The organism is Achromobacter sp. Marseille-Q4962, from assembly GCF_943737005.1.
GTDB lineage: Bacteria > Pseudomonadota > Gammaproteobacteria > Burkholderiales > Burkholderiaceae_B > Achromobacter.
This window is the reverse complement of the sequence record NZ_CALSFU010000024.1, coordinates 24,751-43,361: the sequence shown is the minus strand read 5'-3', so window position 1 is coordinate 43,361 and position 18,611 is coordinate 24,751. Positions and strand designations below refer to the sequence as shown.

12 protein-coding genes are annotated in these 18,611 nt (G+C 72.2%); 8 read left to right on the top strand and 4 right to left on the bottom strand.

Annotation, left to right across the window (positions count from 1 at the left end; all coding sequences use genetic code 11):
* Nucleotides 1–42 precede the first annotated feature (42 nt).
* Together clsB and NGJ44_RS18985 are read left to right on the top strand one after the other, a co-directional pair.
* Entirely contained in the window at nucleotides 43–1,230 is a 1,188-nt protein-coding gene (gene clsB, locus NGJ44_RS18990; RefSeq protein ID WP_251865144.1) for a cardiolipin synthase ClsB, read from the top strand.
* Nucleotides 1,227–2,246, top strand: a complete 1,020-nt coding sequence (locus NGJ44_RS18985; protein ID WP_251865091.1) for a lysylphosphatidylglycerol synthase domain-containing protein — start codon at nucleotides 1,227–1,229, stop codon at nucleotides 2,244–2,246. Before clsB ends, NGJ44_RS18985 begins: the two co-directional genes overlap by 4 nt.
* On the opposite strand, the gene NGJ44_RS18980 is transcribed toward NGJ44_RS18985, so the two are convergent.
* Complete coding sequence (locus tag NGJ44_RS18980) at nucleotides 2,152–3,951, bottom strand: phosphoglucose isomerase-related protein (RefSeq protein ID WP_251865089.1); 1,800 nt, start codon at nucleotides 3,949–3,951, stop codon at nucleotides 2,152–2,154. The genes NGJ44_RS18985 and NGJ44_RS18980 overlap by 95 nt on opposite strands.
* Before the next feature lie 204 nt (nucleotides 3,952–4,155).
* Here NGJ44_RS18980 and NGJ44_RS18975 point away from each other — a divergent pair, with 204 nt between their 5' ends.
* Nucleotides 4,156–5,301, top strand: a complete 1,146-nt coding sequence (locus NGJ44_RS18975; RefSeq protein ID WP_251865088.1) for a DUF3182 family protein — start codon at nucleotides 4,156–4,158, stop codon at nucleotides 5,299–5,301.
* Complete coding sequence (locus NGJ44_RS18970) at nucleotides 5,285–6,043, top strand: alpha/beta hydrolase family protein (protein ID WP_251865086.1); 759 nt, start codon at nucleotides 5,285–5,287, stop codon at nucleotides 6,041–6,043. The genes NGJ44_RS18975 and NGJ44_RS18970 overlap by 17 nt, the downstream gene beginning before the upstream one ends.
* Nucleotides 6,044–6,084: 41 nt before the next feature.
* Here NGJ44_RS18970 and NGJ44_RS18965 read toward each other — a convergent pair whose 3' ends face one another.
* From NGJ44_RS18965 to NGJ44_RS18955, 3 genes are all read right to left on the bottom strand, one after another.
* Nucleotides 6,085–7,200, bottom strand: coding sequence for a DUF748 domain-containing protein (locus tag NGJ44_RS18965; RefSeq protein WP_251865084.1), 1,116 nt, complete (start codon nucleotides 7,198–7,200; stop codon nucleotides 6,085–6,087).
* Between the two features lie 160 nt (nucleotides 7,201–7,360).
* Nucleotides 7,361–7,690, bottom strand: coding sequence for an ElaB/YgaM/YqjD family protein (locus NGJ44_RS18960; protein WP_251865082.1), 330 nt, complete (start codon nucleotides 7,688–7,690; stop codon nucleotides 7,361–7,363).
* 69 nt (nucleotides 7,691–7,759) lie between these two features.
* A complete protein-coding gene (locus NGJ44_RS18955) occupies nucleotides 7,760–8,014 on the bottom strand; it encodes a hypothetical protein (protein WP_251865080.1) in 255 nt (84 codons plus the stop codon).
* A 255-nt stretch (nucleotides 8,015–8,269) separates the two neighbouring features.
* Between NGJ44_RS18955 and glgA the strand changes: the two genes are divergently transcribed.
* Genes glgA through glgB form a run of 4 tightly spaced genes read left to right on the top strand, consistent with a single transcriptional unit; the run spans nucleotide 8,270 to nucleotide 18,604 of the window.
* Complete coding sequence (gene glgA, locus NGJ44_RS18950; protein WP_251865078.1) at nucleotides 8,270–9,853, top strand: glycogen synthase GlgA; 1,584 nt, start codon at nucleotides 8,270–8,272, stop codon at nucleotides 9,851–9,853.
* Between the two features lie 48 nt (nucleotides 9,854–9,901).
* Nucleotides 9,902–13,045, top strand: a complete 3,144-nt coding sequence (locus NGJ44_RS18945) for a maltotransferase domain-containing protein (RefSeq protein WP_502802150.1) — start codon at nucleotides 9,902–9,904, stop codon at nucleotides 13,043–13,045.
* 13 nt (nucleotides 13,046–13,058) lie between these two features.
* Nucleotides 13,059–16,415: a maltose alpha-D-glucosyltransferase gene (gene treS, locus NGJ44_RS18940; RefSeq protein ID WP_251865076.1), complete on the top strand. Its 3,357-nt coding sequence runs from the start codon at nucleotides 13,059–13,061 to the stop codon at nucleotides 16,413–16,415.
* Entirely contained in the window at nucleotides 16,412–18,604 is a 2,193-nt protein-coding gene (gene glgB, locus NGJ44_RS18935) for a 1,4-alpha-glucan branching protein GlgB (RefSeq protein WP_251865074.1), read from the top strand. Before treS ends, glgB begins: the two co-directional genes overlap by 4 nt.
* Nucleotides 18,605–18,611: the final 7 nt, after the last annotated feature.

The window sequence follows — 18,611 nt, the reverse complement described above, 5'->3', positions numbered from 1 at the left end:
CCCCAGGTCGAATACCGCGGCGCGCCGCGCGAAAGCACGCCCGTGAGCCTGCCGTGGCGCGAGAACAACCGCTACGAGCTGCTGGAAAACGGCACGGAGTTCTTTCCCGAGGTGCTGCGGGCCGTGGCGGCGGCGCGGCGCGAGGTGCTGATCGAAACCTTCATTCTCTTCGAGGACGCGGTGGGCCGCGAATTGCAGCGCGCGCTGATCGACGCGGCCCGGCGCGGCGTCAGCGTGGACCTGACGGTGGACGGCTACGGTTCGGACAGCTTGAGCCCCGCCTTCGTGGAAGCGCTGACCGCCAGTGGCGCGCGCCTGCATGTGTTCGACCCCCGCCCGCGTTTCCTGGGCGTGCGCACCAATCTGTTTCGCCGCATGCACCGCAAGATCGTGGCCGTGGACGGCGAACTGGCGCTGGTGGGCGGCATCAATTTCGCGGAAGACCACCTGCCCGAACACGGCCCCGAGGCCAAGCAGGACTATGCGGTGCGCGTGGAGGGCCCGCTGGCCGCGGACATCGCCGATTTCGCGCGCGCCGCGGTCGCGCCCGGCAATCCGCGGCGGCGCCGGCCCCGCGCGGTGGAAGGCACGCCGGCCGGCGACGGCGGCGGCCGGCTGGTGGTGCGCGACAACGAGGCGCATACCAGCGACATCGAGCGCTATTACCGCGCGGGCGTGCGCGCCGCCCGCCGCGACGTGCTGATCGCAAACGCTTATTTCTTTCCCGGATGGCGGCTGTTGCACGACCTGGCCAACGCCGCGCGGCGCGGCGTGCGCGTGCGGCTGGTGCTGCAGGGCGAACCCGACATGCTCATCGCCCGCCTGGCGGCCAGCATGCTTTACGACTACCTCATCGACGCCGGCGTGGAAATCTACGAGTACTGCCGCCGGCCGCTGCACGCCAAGGTGGCGTGCGTGGACGACGACTGGTCCACGGTGGGCTCCAGCAATCTGGATCCCTTCAGCCTGGCGCTGAACCTCGAGGCCAATGTGGTCGCGCGCGACAGCCGGCTCAATGCAGCGCTGCGCGGCAACCTGGACCGCCTCATCGCCGAGGACTGCAAGCCGGTGCCCCTGTCCACGCCCTCGCGCCGCCGCCTGCGGCGCCTGTGGGTGGGCGTGGTGGTGTTCCACTTTCTGCGCCGCTTTCCGGCCTGGGCCGGCAGCCTGCCCGCGCACAAGCCGCGCCTGAAGTCGTTCGCCGATCCGCCGCGCGAGGAAGCGGCATGAGGGTCTTCCGCTCGTCCTTCATGCGGGCGCTGCGCCACCGCTGGCCGCGCATCAAGCGCATGTTGCCCTGCGCGGTGCTCGTGGCGGCCGCCGTCCTGCTCTATTACTTCGGACGCTCGGTCGACTGGGCGCAGGTGTGGCGCGCCATGCGCGCGATTCCGCCCGCGGGCGTGGCGCTGGCCGCCGCGCTCTCGCTGGCGGGCTACCTGGCCTACGGCGGCATGGACCTGCTGGCGCGCCGCTACACCGGCCACGGGCTGCCCTGGCCCGCCACGCTGGGCGTGGCCATGCTGAGCTACGCGCTCAACCAGAACCTGGGCGTGCTGCTCGGCGGGCTGGGCGCGCGCCTGCGGCTGTATGCGCGCCTGGGCGCCCGCAAATCGGTCGCCACGCGCGTGGCCCTGTTTTCCGCCGCCAGCAACTGGATCGGCTACGGCTGGCTGGCGGGCGCCCTGTTCCTCGCGGGCGCGGTGCCGGCGCCGCGCGGCTGGGAAATCGGCGCGGGCGCGCTGCGCCTGCTGGGCGCCGGACTGCTGGCCGCCTCGCTGGCCTATGTGCTGGTGTGCGCTTTTTCGCGCAAACGGTCGTGGACCTGGATGGGGCAGCATGCCGCTCTGCCGGGCTGGCGCATGGCCCTGGCGCAAAGCGCGGTGGCCGTGCTGTCGTGGTCGGCGATGGGCGCCGTCGCCTATGTGCTGTTGCAAGGCCGGGCCCCCTACGCCGCGGTGCTCGGCATTCTGCTGTGCGCGAGCTTCGCGGCGGTGATCACGCGCGTGCCCGGCGGACTGGGCACGACGGAGGCCATCCTGGTGACCGGGCTCTCGTCGCGCCTGCCCGCGCCGGAGGTGCTGGGCGCCGCGCTGGCGTACCGCGCCGTCTACGCGCTGGCGCCGCTCTGCCTGGCCCTGGCGGCTTTCGCGCTCATCGAACTGCGGGCACGCTCCCGGCCCGCCCGAGCGCCCGGCGCAACGCGCGATCGAACGGTTCCAGCCCCGCCGCCCCGCACCCGCCCCTGAGATGCACGCGCAGGCAGGGGCGGCCGCGCGCGCGCAGCTCTTCCATGTCGCCCAGCGCCTGGGCGGCCTGGGTCGCGGCAAAGCCCAGCGCGTGCCCGGGGGCCTCCCGTTCCCGCTCGCGCTCGGCCGTCAGGAACAGGAACACGCCGCCGCCGGGGCCGCCCTTGTGCAATTGGCCGCAGGAATGCAGGTAGCGCGGTCCGAAGCCCGCCATGGTGGCCGCGCCGGTATGGCTGCGCAGCAGGCGCCGCCATGCCGCCAGCCGTTCGCCGTGCCGGGCATCGCGGGGCAGATAGGCCAGCAGCGCCACATAGCCGCCCGGGCCCGCCAGCGAGACGTGCCGCGCCAGCGCCTCCTCCACCGAGGCGGCCGCCGGCACGTCGCCGTACAGACGCAGGCCGGGGCTCTCCATCGCCGGCCCGGGCTGCGGGCAGACGCCGCCGGCGCGGCGCGCCGCCAGTTCGCCCGCGCGCCGCTTGCTGGCTTCCACGTCGGGCTGGTCGAAAGGGTTCACGCCGAGAACCGCTCCCGCGATGGCCGTGGCTACCTCCCACCGGAAGAATTCCTGCCCCAGCGATCCGGGGCCCGCAATGTCGAAGCGCAGTACCGGGCGCCCCGCCCGCTCCAGCGCCTCGCACAGCGCGTCCTGCTCCGCGCACGGGGCGCGCGGCTGGCGCAGTTGGATGAAAAGACGGTCGGGGCCGTAATCGGCCGGCCGGCCCGGCGGCTCGCCGTCCACCGGCACGATGCCGACGCCGTTCTTGCCGGTGGATTCGGCCAGCAGCTGTTCGAGCCAGGCGCCCAGGGCCTCCAGCCCGGGACATGACAGCAGGGTCGCCTTGTCGCGGCCCGCGCGCGCCGCCACGCCCAGCAAGACGCCCAGGACCAGGCCGGGATTGCGCCGCGGCAGCGCATGGACCGAGCAGGCGCGCAGCATGGGCCGCGCGTCCCGCAGGAAAGCGCCCGGGTCGTGTCCGAGCAGCGCCAGCGTGACAAGCCCGAAGGCCGACAGCGCCGAATAGCGCCCGCCGACGGAAGGCTCGCCTTCGAAGACCGCGGCGTAGCCGTCCTGCAGCGCCTGCCGGTGCAGGGGCGTGCCGGGATCGGTGATGGCGATGAAGCGCCGCCCGGCTTCCTGGCGTCCGAGCAGGCCGCACAGCCTGCCGTGGAAGTAGGACGCCAGCATGCGCGATTCCAGCGTGGCGCCGGACTTGCTGGCCACCACGAACAGGCAGCGCAACGGGTCGATGCGGCTTTCGACCTGGCGGATCTGCTCCACGTCGGTGGAATCCAGCACGTGCACGCTCAGGCCGAGCGCGCTGGGGCGCAGGATGCCGGCCAGCACTTCCGAGCCCAGGCTCGCGCCGCCCATGCCCAGCACCACCGCGTCGGCGTAGCCCGCTTCCCGCAGGCGCATGCAGGCCGCCGACAGGCGCGCGCAATTGCGCGGCCGGGCCGCGGGCTCCAGCCAGCCCAGCCATTGGGACTCGTCGCGGCCGGTCCACAGCGAGGCGTCGCGCGCCCACAGGCGTCGGATCCACCCGTCGCGCCGCGCGATGGCGAGCTGGGTGTCGAGCGCGCGCGACAGGGCCTCGGGCAGCGCATAGCGGAAGCCGTTGAGCCGGGCGCGCCCGCGGGTCCGCCGCGCGCGGGGCGCCAGCGGCAAGGGACGCGGCAGGGAGTAGCTGGAACTGCGCAGGAGCATGGCGGAAAAGGCGCACGATGGCGCATGAGAACGATGGACGAACGCCGCCCCAGCAAACGCCATGCCCGGGCCCGCCGCCGGGGAACGCCGGCCCTGGCCGGCGCGGGCGGCAGAATTTTCCGCCCGGCGTCTGCGCCGTTTTCCGCGCCACCCTCCGGCCCGCGGCAAAAGGCGGGCGGGCACGGCGCTTGCTGCCGGCTCGGCATGGAACCACGATCCGCCCCTCATTCTTCCGGGCCGCCCTCCCTGGTGGTCGCGTATCCGCAGCGGCGAGGCGCCTCGGAGCACGAGATCGCCTCGCAGGAAGCCGTGGCGCTGCGGCTGGCGGCGCTGCTGGGCTGCGAGTTCCTGCCGCGCTTTCGGCCCAGCCGCCACCGCGACCTGCCGGTTCCGTACTACGTGCCCGACCGCACCATCACGAGCCTGGCCCGCGCGGCCAGGCTGGGCATCCGGCGCGCCGCCGACCTGTACGGCGGCGTGACGCCCCACGCCTACCTGGCCGGCAAGTCCATCACGCACGGCCTGGTGGATGCGCGCGCCAAGGCGCCGGCGGGCTGGTCGCGCGACCTGGCCGCGCAGCTCGAAGACGTGGTGCTGCGCGGCTATTCCGCCTTCACGCTCGAAGACGCGGCCCGCGCCGGCTCGCGCCTGCTGCGGCAGGGAGCCGTGCGCCTGAAGCCGCCCGACGCCAACGCGGGGCGCGGCCAGCAGGTGGTGCGCAGCGAGCAGGAACTGGAAGCCGCGCTCAAGCGGCTGGCGCCCGCGCAGGTGCGGCGTCTGGGACTGGTGCTGGAGGAGGATCTGGAAGACGTCGAAACCTACAGCGTGGGCTGGGCGCGCGTGGGCAGGCTGGAGATTTCCTATGTGGGAACCCAAAGCCTCACGCGCGACAACAAGGGCGCGCAGGTCTATGGCGGCTCCACGCTGCTGTGCGCGCGCGGCGGTTTCGATCATCTGCGCGCCCTGCCCCTGTCGGAGAACGAGCGGCGCGTCCTGGCCCTGGCCTGCCGCTACGACACCGCCGTCTCGACGATTTACCCGCAGTTCTACGCGTCGCGGCGGAACTACGACGTGGCGCTGGGCCGTTCGGCCGACGGCCAAGCGCGCTGCGGCGTGCTGGAGCAGTCGTGGCGCCTGGGCGGCGCCAGCGTGGCCGAACTGGCCGCCATGCAGGCATTCGCGCTCTCGCCCGCGCTCGCCTCGGTGCGCGCCATGACCTGCGAGCGCTACGGACCCGACGCGCCCGAGCCCAGCGCGCAGCAGCGCATCTACCGGGGACAGGATTCCACGGTGGGATTCATTACCAAGTCTGGCGGCATTCTGGAGGACACGCATGGCCGCGCTCAGTGAAGGCATCGAAATCGAGGTGGCCGGGCAGCAGCTGGCCGGCACCTTTCTCACGCCGGACACCAAGGTGCCGGGCGTGCTGTTCATCCATGGCTGGGGCGGCAGCCAGCGATTCGACCTGGCCCGCGCCAAGGGCATCGCGGCCCTGGGCTGCATCTGCCTCACCTTCGACCTGCGCGGCCATGCCGCCACGCAGGCGTGCCAGCGCGAGGTGTCGCGCGACGACAATCTGCGCGACGTCATGGCGGCCTATGACCGGCTGGCCGCGCACCCTTCGCTGGATACCGGCTCGGTGGCGGTGGTGGGCAGCAGCTACGGCGGCTACCTGGCCGCCATCCTGAGCAGCCTGCGCCGGGTGCGCTGGCTGGCGCTGCACGTGCCGGCGCTCTACCGGGACGACGAATGGCTGCTGCCCAAGAACCAGCTCAACCGCGAAACGCTGCGCGCCTACCGCAGCGGACGCGTGGAGCCGGAAGAGAACCGGGCGCTGGCGGCCTGCGCCACCTTTCCGGGCGACGTGCTGATCGTGGAATCGGAGCACGACACCTATATCCCGCACTCCACCATCATGAGCTACCGCGCGGCGTTTCGCCGCTCGCATTCGCTGACGCACCGCATCGTGGACGGGGCCGACCACGCGCTGAGCGACAAGGCCTCGCAGCGCGCATACACGTCGATACTGGTGAACTGGATTACCGAGATGGTGATGGGCGCGCGGATGGGCGTTCCGCGCGTCGTGCCCTGATTCCGGCCTGACTCCGGCGCTGAACCGCGGGTCCGGCGGGGCTACTGGCCAAACAGATCGGAAATGGCCTCGCCCAGGTTCTTCACGGCGCTGCCCACGCCTTCGGCCGCGCCCTCCGCTCCCACGCCGATGGCCCTGCCCAGGCCGCTGGCAATCTGCGCGGAGAATCCGCGCGTGACCGAAAAGCGGGGGTTGTCCAGGTTGCCGGAGAGCGCGAACGTCAGGCGCACGTCGCCCTGGCGGTCTTTGAGGGCGGCGAGCACCGCCTCGCGCGGCAGCGAGAACAGCTGACCCTCGCCCGCGAATTGCAGCCGGTGCAGGGTGACGGCGCCGTGGGCGCGCAGCTCGCGCTGGTCGACCACGGTTTTCATGTCCAGGTCCATGGCCCCGCCCGCCAGCGAGGCGGCGCCGTTCTCGGCCAGATAGGGCGCGGCGTGGCGGATGTCCAGGTTGCGCACCGCGACCTGCATGTCGGCGTCCGAGCCGCCCGGGACCACCCAACCGCGCGCGCGCACCCTGGCGGGGCCACCGCGGTTGCCCGCCGGGCCGGCGGACACCACGCCGTCGAATTCGATGCGGGCGCGCTGGCCCTCGGCCGGCAGCGCCAGCGGGGCCAGGCGGGCCTGCACCGCCTCGAAGGGAATGCGGTGGGCAGGCCGCGCAATGACGGCGTCGAGGAAATCGAGCCGGCCGCCGCGCAGCTCCACCTGCTCCGCCCGCATGCCGCGTCCGCGGCCCGGCTCGCTGCCGCCGGCGCGCAGCTTCAGGGAGGATTGCAAGGCCGGCGCGATCTGCATGTCGCCATCCGCCGCGCGCAGCACGGTGAATTCGAAACCCTCGATGAGGATGTGGTCGAACACCGCCTCGTCCTGGAGAAACGACGTCCAGCGCGGCGTGAGCGCCACCCGCCGCGCGCGAACCGGCGCCTCGCCGGCCGCGCCCTGGATGGTCACGTTGGACAGCTCCACGCGCCGCCAGCCCACGCTGATGTCGCCGATGGCCGCGCGCGGCCCCAGCGCAGCGGCCACGCGCTGCTGCACCACGCGGGTGGCCGCGAAAGCCAGCACGGCCGCGATCGCGGCCAGCATGAGAACGGCGGCGAGCAGCGAACCCAGGAACGAGCCCTTGCCGGAAGGCGCTTGCGTGTGTGCGGCCATGATGGTCGGTATGAGAGCGCCCGCATTCTTGCGGACATAAACCTGACATGCTGCGGTAAATCCGGGCGGGCGGCAATGCACAAGAAGGATGAAGCAGACCGATTCCGAGCCGCTCCCCGCCGGCCGTCCGCGCGCCCCACGCGCCTTCCCTCGGATGGCGTCAGCGCCGGCCGCCCGACCCCAGGCAAATGCCCGCCAGCAATCCTATGAGCGCGGCGCCGGCCATGGTTTTCCAGGCGTTCTCGTGCACATAGCCGTCCGTGGCGCGCGACACTCGCCGCGCGCGCTCCAGGGCCGCGTCTTCCCAGTGCCGCGCGTGCTCGCGCGCCGATTCGAGGCGTCGCCTCAGCCGTCCGCGCGCGGCCTCCACGTCGTCGCCGTAGCCGGCCGTGCTGTGCAGCAGCGCCTCCACGCTGGAGGCCAGCTCGCGCAGCACGCGCGTGGCGTCGTCGTCGCGGCGCAATTTGTTCGTCCATGCATGCCTGTCCATGGCTGCTCCTTGAATCGGGATCTGTGCATCGGGGTATCCGCTGCCGCCGGCGCGGCGGCCGGCGGGCCGTCAGAGCTCGCGCCCGGCCCGCATCCATGCGCGCTGACGCTCGCCCGCCTCGCCCAGGCGGTCGATGCCCGGGGTCTGCTGCGGGTCCAGGCCCGGCATGGGGTTGGGCAGGCTGTCGGGCGGCCATCTTCCGTTCGAGTCCGGCACGCGCGTGGTAGCGCTGGGATGGGGCCCTTCCGCAGGGCTCTGGTCGGGGACGGACGACGGCCGGCCCGGGCCGGGCGTCTGGGTCTGGGGTTGGGATCGGTTCGTCATGATGGACTCCTTGCCCGTCGAGAGCGATGGAGGGAACTTTCCGCGCCGCCAGCAATCCGCGTGCCCGGAACCGTCCGCCGGCGCGCGGGCCGCTCCCAAAATTACAACGGCGGCAACAACGGCAGCCCTGCCGCGCCCGCGCGCCGGCTTGGCGCCGTGCTGAAACATTCCGGGCACGGCGCTTGCTGCAGGAGCGGCACTGCAGTGGGCGGCCCCCATTTTTTTCGAGCCGCCCGGCGACAACCGGGAGCAAGCATGGCGACGACCACGATATTGATAGTAGCCGCAGAAGCGTTTCCCCTGGCAAAGACCGGCGGGCTGGGCGATGCCATCACCGGCATGGCGCGCGCGCTCGATGAGGCCGACATCGCGGTAACCGTGCTCTTGCCCGCCTATCGGGGCGTGCGCCGTCAGTTGCAGCGGGTGCGCGTGGCCGCGGAGTTCGCGCCGATGCCCGGCGGGCCGGCCAGGCTGCTCCAGGGCGCGTGCCCGCGCTCCGGCATATCGTTCCTGCTGCTCGAAAACGATGCGCTCTACGACCGCGCCGGCCTGTACGCGGACGAATGCGGCGCGGAATATCCCGACAACGGCCTGCGCTATGCGGCGCTGGCGCACGCGGCGGTGCGCATCGCCCAGGGCGCGGGCGGGCTGCCCCGCCCCGATCTGGTGCATGCGCACGACTGGCACGCCGCGCTCGTGCCCCTGTTGCTGCGCGCGGCGGGCGTCAACGGCGTGCGCAGCATACTCACCATCCACAACCTGGCGTTCCAGGGCCAGTTTCCCGTCGAAGACGCGGCCGGGTTCGGCATCGACGCCGCCTGGTGCAACGAAGATGGCCTGGTCGCGTGGGGGCGCCTGAACTTCATGAAGGCCGGCATCCGCTACGCCGACCGCGTCACCACCGTGAGCCGCACCTATGCGCGGGAAATCCTCACGCCCGCCTTCGGCTGCGGACTGGACGGCCTGCTGCGCGCCCGCGGGGCGGACCTGCTGCCGATTCCCAACGGCATCGACCCGGTGCTGTGGAATCCCGTGCGCGATCCGCATCTCGGCGATCTCCGCTTCGGCCCCCGCGACCTGGGCAACAAGGCGCTGTGCAAGGCCGCGCTGCAGAAGGCGTTCGGGCTGGCCGTGCGGCCCGACGCCACCGTCCTGGCCATGGGCAGCCGCCTGACCGAACAGAAGATGGCCGACGTGGCCGCGCAGGTGCTGCCCGCCGCGCTCGATCGCCATCCCGACCTGCAGGTCGCCATACTCGGACAGGGCGAACGCCGCTTCGAGCAGCGCCTGCGGGCGCTGGAGCGCGCCTACCCGGGGCGCTGCGGCGCGCACATCGGCTACGACGAAGCCACCGCCCACCAGCTGCATGCCGGCACCGACCTGCTGCTGCACGGCAGCCGCTTCGAACCCTTCGGCCTGACGCCGCTCTACGCCATGCGCTACGGCGCCCTGCCCATCGGCTCGCGCGTGGGCGGCATGGCGGACACGATCGAGGATCCGGGCCCGCGCGCCCCGCTGTCGGCCATGGCCGGCGCCAACGGCTTTCTGTTCGACGGCGACAGCCCCGAGGCCATGGCCGGCGCCGTCGACCGGGCGCTCGCCCTGCGCGGCCAGCACGTGCTGTGGCGCGCCATGCAGCGCAATGCCATGACGGCCGACTTCAGTTGGCGGTCCGCGGTAACGCTGTACGCGAATCTCTACCGCACCCTGGCCGGATCTCATCCGGCCGGGCCCAAGCTGCTGCCCATGCCGGCCGCGTCCGCGTCGCTGGCCGGCGGGTCCGTGCTGGCGCCGCGCCGGCACGCGGCTTCTTCCCGGCCGGCCGCGGCATCGTTGTAAGGACCGCCATTGCACAAGGAGCGCCCGGTGTCTCCCGCCCAGCCCTCGATGGCCCCGAACGTGCCAGCCCCTGCGGCGTGCAGCGTCCGCCTCGAAGCGCGGGACGGCCCGCCGGACGCCGCGCTGTGCGCCCGCGCGCGCGCGCAGGGCGCGACCGCGCTGATGCTGCCCGCGCCCTGGATCGGAGCCTCGGGCGCCGCCGCGAGCGCACCGGCGGACGCCGACACGGCCCTGCTCGAGGGCGCCCCCGCGCCCATTGCGCAGTGGTTCGCCGCGGCGGCGCGCGCGGCCTCGGCGCACGGGCTGGCGCTGATGGTGGAGCTGCGGCTGGACCGGGTGGCGCGGCAGGCCGTGGCCGCCACGCGCGGGCCGGGCTGGTATCAGCCGCGCGCGGAATTCCCCGCCCGCGACCCACGCCTGCCGGCCGAAGACCTGGACATGCTGGCCCTGCGCCAGGGACCCGCGCCGCCCGGTTTCGTGCAAGCGTGGGCGGAACGCCTGGCGGGGTGGACGGCCCATGGCGTGGCGGGATTCCTGTTCCACGCGCCCGACAGCCTGGAGGCCGCCCAATGGCTGGCGCTGAACACGGCGCTGCGCAATGCGCGCGAGGACGTGGCGCTGCTGGCCTGGACGCCGGGCCTGCCGGCCCCGGCGGCGACGGCGCTGCGCGAGGCGCGTTTCGACGGCCTGGTGTCGTCCCTGCCCTGGTGGGATTACAAATCGTCCTGGTTCGCCGACGAGGACGCGCGGCTGCGCGGCGCGGCGGCGGTGATCGCCGCGCTGTCGCCGGCGCAGCAGGCCGACGCGCGGGCCGTGTGGTGCGCCGCCCTGGCCGGCGACGCGCTGCTGCTCGAGGAAGGCGGCGAGCCGTCGGAAGAGCTGGCCGGGGCCCGGCGCTGGATGGAACAGGCCCGCCTGCGCGGCCCGCTGCACATGCTGGGCGGGCGCGACGGGCGGGCCACGGTGTTGCTGCGGGCCTCGCGCAACGGCGGCGCGGCGGCGCTGGCCGTCAACCCCCGCGGCGCGGACGCCGCGGCGATCGACTGGGACGCCATCGCCCCGCTGCTGCCCGCCGGCCGGGTGTCCCGCGACGACGCGCCGCCCCATCGCCGCCTGCGGGACGACAGGCTGCCCCCGGGCGGCTGCGCGCTTTTCATGCTGGCGCCCGCCGAGCCGGTGCACGAACCGGGCCCCCGGGCGCGGCCGCGCACCGAGGGCGGCGCCGCCGCGCGCATCGTCATCGAGCAGGTGACGCCGTCGGTGGACGGCGGCGCTTTCGCGGTGAAGTGCATCGCCCACGAACGCGTCACCGTGCAGGCCGACATCTATATGGACGGCCATGACCGGATCGCCGCCGAACTGCGCTGGCGCGCCGTCGACGAGACGCGCTGGCGCGCCGAGCCCATGCGCCACGAATCCAACGACCGCTGGGAGGCGAGTTTCCGGCCGCACCGCGTCGGCCCGCACGAATTCGCCGTCTGCGCGTGGCTGGATGCGTGGGAAAGCTTCCGCCATGAGCTGGAAGTGAAGCACCGCGCCGGCGCCGACGTCGGCCTGGAAGTGCAGGAAGGCCTGGCGCTGCTGCGCGCGGCCCTGGCCCGCGCCGGTGACCTGAACGACGACGATGCGCGGCGGCGGCTGGCCGAGACGCTGGCGATGTTCGAGGACGACGCCGCGCATTCCGCCGAAAGCCGCATTCCCGCGCTGCTCGAAGAGGGGCTGGCGCAGGCGATGCGGGTAGCGGCCGAACGCTCCTTCGAGACGGAAAGCCCCGTGCCCTTTCCGTTGTGGGTCGACCGGCGCGAAGCGGGCTTTGCCAGCTGGTATGAGCTCTTCCCGCGTTCGCAGGCGCGCGAACCCGGCCGCCACGGCACCTTCGACGACGTGATCGCGCGGCTGCCCGACATCCGCGACATGGGATTCGACGTGCTGTACATGCCGCCCATCCATCCCATCGGCGAGCGCAACCGCAAGGGGCGCAACAACAGTCTGCGGGCCGAGCCCGGCGACCTCGGCAGCCCCTACGCCATCGGCTCGGCGAATGGCGGGCATGACGCCATCGAGCCCGCGCTGGGCACGCTGGACGACTTCCTGCGGCTGGTGGATGCCGCCGCGGCCCACGGCATGGAGCTCGCCCTGGACTACGCCATCCAGTGTTCGCCCGACCACCCCTGGCTGGCCCAGCACCCGGACTGGTTCTCCTGGCGGCCGGACGGCTCGCTGCGCTATGCAGAAAACCCGCCCAAGAAATACGAGGACATCGTCAACGTGGCCTTCTACGGCGCCACCGGCCGGCACATGCGCCGGCTGCCGCTGTGGCGGGCCCTGCGCGACGTGGTGCTGTTCTGGGTGGAGCACGGCGTGCGCATCTTCCGCGTGGACAATCCGCACACCAAACCCCTGCCGTTCTGGCAATGGATGATCGCCGAGGTCCACGCCCGCCACCCGGACGTGATCTTCCTGTCGGAAGCGTTCACCCGGCCGAAGATGATGTACCGGCTGGCCAAGATCGGCTTCACCCAGTCGTACACCTACTTCACGTGGCGCAACGACAAGGAAGAGCTCGACGACTACCTGCGCGAGCTGTCGGCCCCGCCGGCGGCCGACTTCTTCCGTCCGAACTTCTTCGTGAACACGCCGGACATCAACCCCGTGTTCCTGCAGACCTCGGGGCGGCCCGGCTTTCTCATCCGCGCCGCCCTGGCGGCGGCCGGCTCGGGCCTGTGGGGCCTGTACAGCGGTTTCGAGCTGTGCGAATCGGCCGCGCTGCCCGGCAAGGAAGAGTACCTCGACGCAGAGAAGTACGAGCTGCGCCAGCGCGACTGGCATGCCCCGGGCAATATCCGCGCCGAAATCACCCGGCTGAACCTCATCCGCCGCGCCAACCCCGCCTTGCAGACCCACCGCGGCTATACGCCGACGGAAAGCGGCAACGGCCGGGTGCTGGCTTTCTACAAGGCCACGCCGGGCCTGGGGAATGTGGTGCTGGCCGCCATCAGCCTGGACCCGCACGGCGCGCAGGAAGCCTGGATAGAAGCGCCGCTGTGGCTGTTCGGCCAGCCCGACACCGGCGAACTGGCCGCGGAAGACCTGCTGGCCGAAACGCGCGAGACCTGGCGCGGCAAGACGCGCCGCGTCGTCCTCTCCCCCGATCAACCCTACCGCCTGTGGCGCCTGTCGCTGGGCGGCTGAACCGCGTGGCATCATGATCAGCGAAACCCAAGCCCCCCTGGACGACGCCCTCTGGTACAAAGACGCCGTCATCTACCAGTTGCACGTGAAATCGTTCTTCGATTCCAACGACGACGGCGTGGGCGACCTGCCCGGCCTGATCTCCAAGCTGGACTATATCGCCGGGCTGGGCGTCAATACGATCTGGCTGCTGCCGTTCTACCCGTCGCCGCGGCGCGACGACGGCTACGACATCGCGGACTACCGCGGCGTGCACCCCGACTACGGCACGGTGGGCGACGTGCGCAAGCTGATCCGCGCGGCGCACGCGCGCGGGCTGCGCGTGATTACCGAACTGGTGGTCAACCACACCTCCGACCAGCATCCGTGGTTCCAGCGCGCGCGCCGCGCCAGGCCGGGCTCGGCCGCGCGCAACTACTACGTATGGTCGGACAACGACAAGGCCTACGCCGGCACGCGCATCATCTTCTGCGACACCGAGACCTCGAACTGGACCTGGGACCCGGTGGCCAACGCCTATTACTGGCACCGCTTCTATTCGCACCAGCCCGACCTCAACTACGACAACCCGCAGGTGCTCAAGGAAGTACTGTCGGTCATGCGCTACTGGCTGGACATGGGAGTGGACGGCCTGCGGCTGGACGCCGTGCCCTACCTCGTGGAGCGCGAAGGCACCAACAACGAGAACCTGCCCGAGACGCACGCGGTGCTCAAGCAGATCCGCGCGGTGATCGACGCCGAGTATCCGGGGCGCATGCTGCTGGCCGAGGCGAACCAGTGGCCGGAAGACGCGCAGGAGTACTTCGGCGCCGGCGACGAATGCCATATGTCGTTCCATTTTCCGCTGATGCCGCGCATGTACATGGCCATCGCGCAGGAAGACCGCTTTCCCATCACCGACATCATCAAGCAGACGCCCGACATCCCGGAAACCTGCCAATGGGCCATCTTCCTGCGCAACCACGACGAGCTGACGCTGGAAATGGTGACCAGCCGCGAGCGCGACTACCTGTGGAACGTGTACGCCGCCGATCCGCGCGCGCGCATCAACCTGGGCATACGGCGCCGCCTCGCGCCCCTGCTCGAGCGCGACCGGCGGCGGGTGGAACTGATGAACAGCCTGCTGCTGTCCATGCCCGGCACGCCGGTGCTGTACTACGGCGACGAGCTCGGCATGGGCGACAACGTGCACCTGGGCGACCGCGACGGCGTGCGCACGCCGATGCAGTGGTCGCCCGACCGCAATGGCGGCTTCTCGCGCGCCGACCCCGAGCGCCTGCCGCTGCCCGTGCTGATGGGGCCGCTGTACGGCTATGAGGCCGTCAACGTGGAGGCGCAGCAGCGCGACCCGCATTCGCTGCTCAACTGGACGCGGCGCCTGCTGGCGCAGCGGCGCCAGAGCCACGCCTTCGGGCGCGGCGCGCTGCGCTTCATCTTTGCCGGCAACCGCAAGATCCTGGCCTATCTGCGGCAGTGGCGAGAAACCACCATTCTGTGCGTGGCCAACCTGTCCAACGCGGCGCAGCCGGTGGAGCTGCACCTGCAGGAATTCGCCGGCCGGGTGCCGGTGGAAATGCTGGGAGGCACGCCCTTCCCCGCCATCGGCGAGCTGCCCTACCTGCTGACGCTGCCGCCCTACGCGTTCTACTGGATGGACCTGAGCCAGGACGCCGCGCCGCCGGACTGGCACGCCAGCGCGCCGCAGCAGATGCCCGAGCTGCCCACGCTGGTGCTGCGCTCGCGCGGCGGCGCGGTGCTGACCGACGGCTCGCGCAACACCCTGGAAACCGAAGTGCTGCCGCAGTACCTCGCGCGCCAGCGCTGGTATCCGGCCAGCACGCCGCCCCGGCGCGCGCGCCTGGTCTACGCCACGCCCTTCACCCAGGGCCGGGGCGAGTATTACTGGGCCGAGCTGGAGCCGGCGGACGGCGACGGCGGCGCGCGCGCCCAGGCGCCCTTCATGCTGGTGTGGGACGAGGCCGCGGCGGTGCAATACCCCATCGCGCGGGTGCGGCGCGGCGCCGAGGTCGGCGTGCTGGCCGACGCCTTCCTGCAGGAGGAGTTCGTGCTCGACATCGTCCGGGCGCTGCGCGCCGGCCGCGAGCTGGACGGCCGCGACGCCGGCAAGCCGGGCGACAAGCCCGGCGTCATCCGGTTCCTGCCGGAGGCCGGCCTGCAATCGGTGGAGCTGGACGAGCCGCCGTCGATGCAGTGGATCAGCGCGGAACAGACCAACAGCTCGGTGATCGTGGACGGCAAACTCATTTTCAAGCTGATCCGCACCGTGCGCGGCGGCGTCTCGCCCGAGGCCGAAATGACGCGCCACCTGACGCGCGCCGGCTATGCCAACGTGCCCGCGCTGCTGGGCGAAGTGCAGCGCGTGGACGCGGACGGCGTACCCTACACGCTGGCGGTGGCCCATCAGTACGTGGTCAACGAAGGCGACGCCTGGGGCTGGACGCTGGACTACCTCAAGCGCACGCTGGCCAACGCCTTGCTCGTGGGCCAGAGCGCCGACGAATTCGAGGCCGGCATGGAGGGCTATGCGGTCATGGCCGCCACCATCGGCCAGCGCCTGGCCGAGCTGCACAACGTGCTGGCCACGCCCACCGACGACCCGGCGTTCCGTCCGCACGCCTGCACGCCCGACGACGCGGCCGCGCACGCGGCCCAGGTGCAGGGCCTGCTGGAGCAGGCCGCGCAAGACCTGCGCCAGGCGCTCGGCCGGCTGGAGACGCCCTCGCAGGCATGCGCCGAGTGGTTCTTCGAGCACCGCGAGCGCCTGGCCGAACGGGTGGCGCGGCTGGCGCGCGCCGAGGCCGGCACGCTGCGCGTGCGCGTGCATGGCGACTTCCACCTGGGGCAGGTGCTGGTGGCGCAGACCGACGCCTATCTCATCGACTTCGAAGGCGAGCCCATCAACAACCTGGAATCGCGGCGCGCCCTGGCCTCGCCCTGCAAGGACGTGGCGGGCATGCTGCGCTCGCTGGACTACGCCGCCGCGGCCGCGGCCCGCAGCGAAACCGTGGGCGGCGCGCCGCTGGACGCGGCCGCCGGCGCGCCCGACACGCCGGGCGCGCCCAATGCGCCGGCGGAGCTGCGCGATGCGCTGCTGGCGCGCTTTCGCCGCCGCGCCAGCGAAGCCTTCCTGGAAGGCTATCGCGGCGCGCGGGCGAGCTCTCTCGCCCTGGACGGCGAGCAGGAGTCCGCCATGCTGCGGCTGGCGCAGATCGAGAAAGCGGCGTATGAGGTCAGCTATGAAGCCCGCCACCGTCCCGACTGGATCTCGATCCCGCTCTGCGCGCTGACCGAGCTTGCCCGCGACACCCTGATGTCGGCCGCCATCGACGCGCAAGGAAACGCCCAATGACGTCAGCCGCAGCCTTTACCGACCTCGAACCCGGCGCGCTGGCCGCCCTGGCCTGCGGCGCGCACAACGATCCCTTTTCCGTGCTGGGCCCGCACGGCGGCCAGGTGCGGGTTTTCGCGCCCGGCGCGCTGGGCGTGGACGTGCTGGACGAAACCGGCGCGCGGCACCCGCTCGCCGCGCAGGATCCGGGGCTGTATGCCGGCCCGGCGCCCTGGGCGCGGCCGGGCGACGGCAGCTCGTACCGCCTTGCCATCCGCTGGCCCGACGCGGAGCAGATCACCGCGGACCCCTATGCCTTCGGCCCGCTGCTGGATGACGCGGCGCTGCGCGAGCTGGCGCAGGGCTCGTGGCGCCGCGCCGCGGGCGAGCTGGGCGCGCGTCTGGCCCGGGTGGACGGCGTGGACGGGCTGCGCTGCGCGGTGTGGGCGCCGAATGCCGCCCGCGTGGCCGTGGTGGGCGACTTCAACGGCTGGGACGCGCGCCGCCACGCGATGCGCCTGCGCCACGCGGCCGGGGTATGGGAGATTTTCATTCCGGGCGTGGCGCCCGGCGCCCGCTACAAGTACGCGCTGACCACGCGCGACGGCGTCCAGCTACTCAAGGCGGACCCCATGGCGCGGCGCAGCGAGGCGCCGCCGGCCACCGCCTCGGTGGTGGACGACCCCGCGCCCTACGCCTGGCGCGACGACACATGGATGCAGGAACGCGGCGTCAGGCAGGCGCCCGAGGCGCCCATTTCCATCTACGAAGTGCACGCCGCCTCCTGGGCCCCGTCCGACGGCGGGGAATGCGCCTGGGACCGGCTCGCCGCCCGGCTGCCCGCCTACGCCAAGTCGCTCGGTTTCACGCATGTGGAGCTCATGCCCGTCATGGAGCACCCTTTCGGCGGCTCCTGGGGCTACCAGCCGCTGGGCATGTTCGCGCCGTCCGCCCGGCTGGGGCCGCCGGCCGCCTTCGCGCGCTTCGTCGACGCCTGCCATGCCGCCGGCATCGGCGTCATTCTCGACTGGGTGCCCGCCCACTTTCCGGACGATCCCCACGGCATGGCGCGTTTCGACGGCAGCGCGCTCTATGAGTACGAAGACCCGCGCGAAGGCTACCACCCCGACTGGCACACCATGGTCTACAACCTCGGCCGCACGGAGGTGAAGGCCTTCATGATCGCCAGCGCCATGCATTGGCTGGAGCGTTTCCACGTGGACGGCCTGCGGGTGGACGCCGTGGCGTCCATGCTCTACCGCGACTACAGCCGCGCGCCGGGCCAGTGGATTCCCAACCGCTACGGCGGCCGCGAAAACCTGGAGGCCGTGCAGTTCCTGCAGGAGCTCAACAGCGCCGTGCGCGCGGAGCACCCCGACGCCATCATGGTGGCCGAGGAATCCACCGCCTGGCCCGGCGTGACCGCGCCGGCGGATCAGGGCGGGCTGGGCTTTCACTACAAATGGAACATGGGCTGGATGCACGACACGCTGCACTACATGGCGCACGACCCCATTCACCGCAAGTACCGCCATCACGACGTCACGTTCGGCATGGTCTATGCCTACAGCGAGCGCTTCATCCTGCCGCTCTCGCACGACGAGGTGGTGCACGGCAAGGGGTCGCTGCTGGGCAAGATGCCCGGCGACGCGTGGCAGCGCCTGGCCAATCTGCGGGCCTACCTGGGCTTCATGTGGGCGCATCCGGGCAAGAAGCTGCTGTTCATGGGCGGCGAGCTGGCGCAGCCCGCCGAATGGAACCACGACGCCCACCTCGACTGGAACCTGCTGGACGCGCCCGGCCACCGCGGCATGCAGCGGCTGGTGGCCGATCTCAACGCCCTCTATGCGGAACTGCCCGCCCTGCACCGCCTGGACGCCGACCCGGCCGGCTTCTCGTGGGCCGTGATGGACGACCACGACAACAGCGTGCTGGCTTTCGTGCGCACCGACGGCGCCCAGCAGCTGCTCGCCGTCTGCAATTTCACGCCCGTGGCGCGCCACGATTACCGCGTCGGCGTGCCGCGCCACGGGCGCTGGGTGGAGCGCATCAATACCGACGCCGTCTGCTACGGCGGCTCGGGCATGGGCAACCAGGGCGGCGCGAACACCCGCGACACGCACGCTCACGGGCACCCGCAGGCGCTTTCGCTGACCCTGCCGCCGCTCTCGGCCCTTTTCCTGCTCCACCTAGGCCAGGGCGACTCTTGACAGGCTG

Coding starts and splice junctions, on each gene's coding strand:
- NGJ44_RS18960 (WP_251865082.1), bottom strand. CDS start 7,690: ATGGACAGGCATGCATGGACGAACAAATTGCGCCGCGACGACGACGCC.
- NGJ44_RS18965 (WP_251865084.1), bottom strand. CDS start 7,200: ATGGCCGCACACACGCAAGCGCCTTCCGGCAAGGGCTCGTTCCTGGGT.
- NGJ44_RS18980 (WP_251865089.1), bottom strand. CDS start 3,951: ATGCTCCTGCGCAGTTCCAGCTACTCCCTGCCGCGTCCCTTGCCGCTG.
- NGJ44_RS18985 (WP_251865091.1), top strand. CDS start 1,227: ATGAGGGTCTTCCGCTCGTCCTTCATGCGGGCGCTGCGCCACCGCTGG.
- glgA (WP_251865078.1), top strand. CDS start 8,270: ATGGCGACGACCACGATATTGATAGTAGCCGCAGAAGCGTTTCCCCTG.
- NGJ44_RS18975 (WP_251865088.1), top strand. CDS start 4,156: ATGGAACCACGATCCGCCCCTCATTCTTCCGGGCCGCCCTCCCTGGTG.
- treS (WP_251865076.1), top strand. CDS start 13,059: ATGATCAGCGAAACCCAAGCCCCCCTGGACGACGCCCTCTGGTACAAA.
- glgB (WP_251865074.1), top strand. CDS start 16,412: ATGACGTCAGCCGCAGCCTTTACCGACCTCGAACCCGGCGCGCTGGCC.
- NGJ44_RS18955 (WP_251865080.1), bottom strand. CDS start 8,014: ATGACGAACCGATCCCAACCCCAGACCCAGACGCCCGGCCCGGGCCGG.
- NGJ44_RS18970 (WP_251865086.1), top strand. CDS start 5,285: ATGGCCGCGCTCAGTGAAGGCATCGAAATCGAGGTGGCCGGGCAGCAG.
- NGJ44_RS18945 (WP_502802150.1), top strand. CDS start 9,902: ATGGCCCCGAACGTGCCAGCCCCTGCGGCGTGCAGCGTCCGCCTCGAA.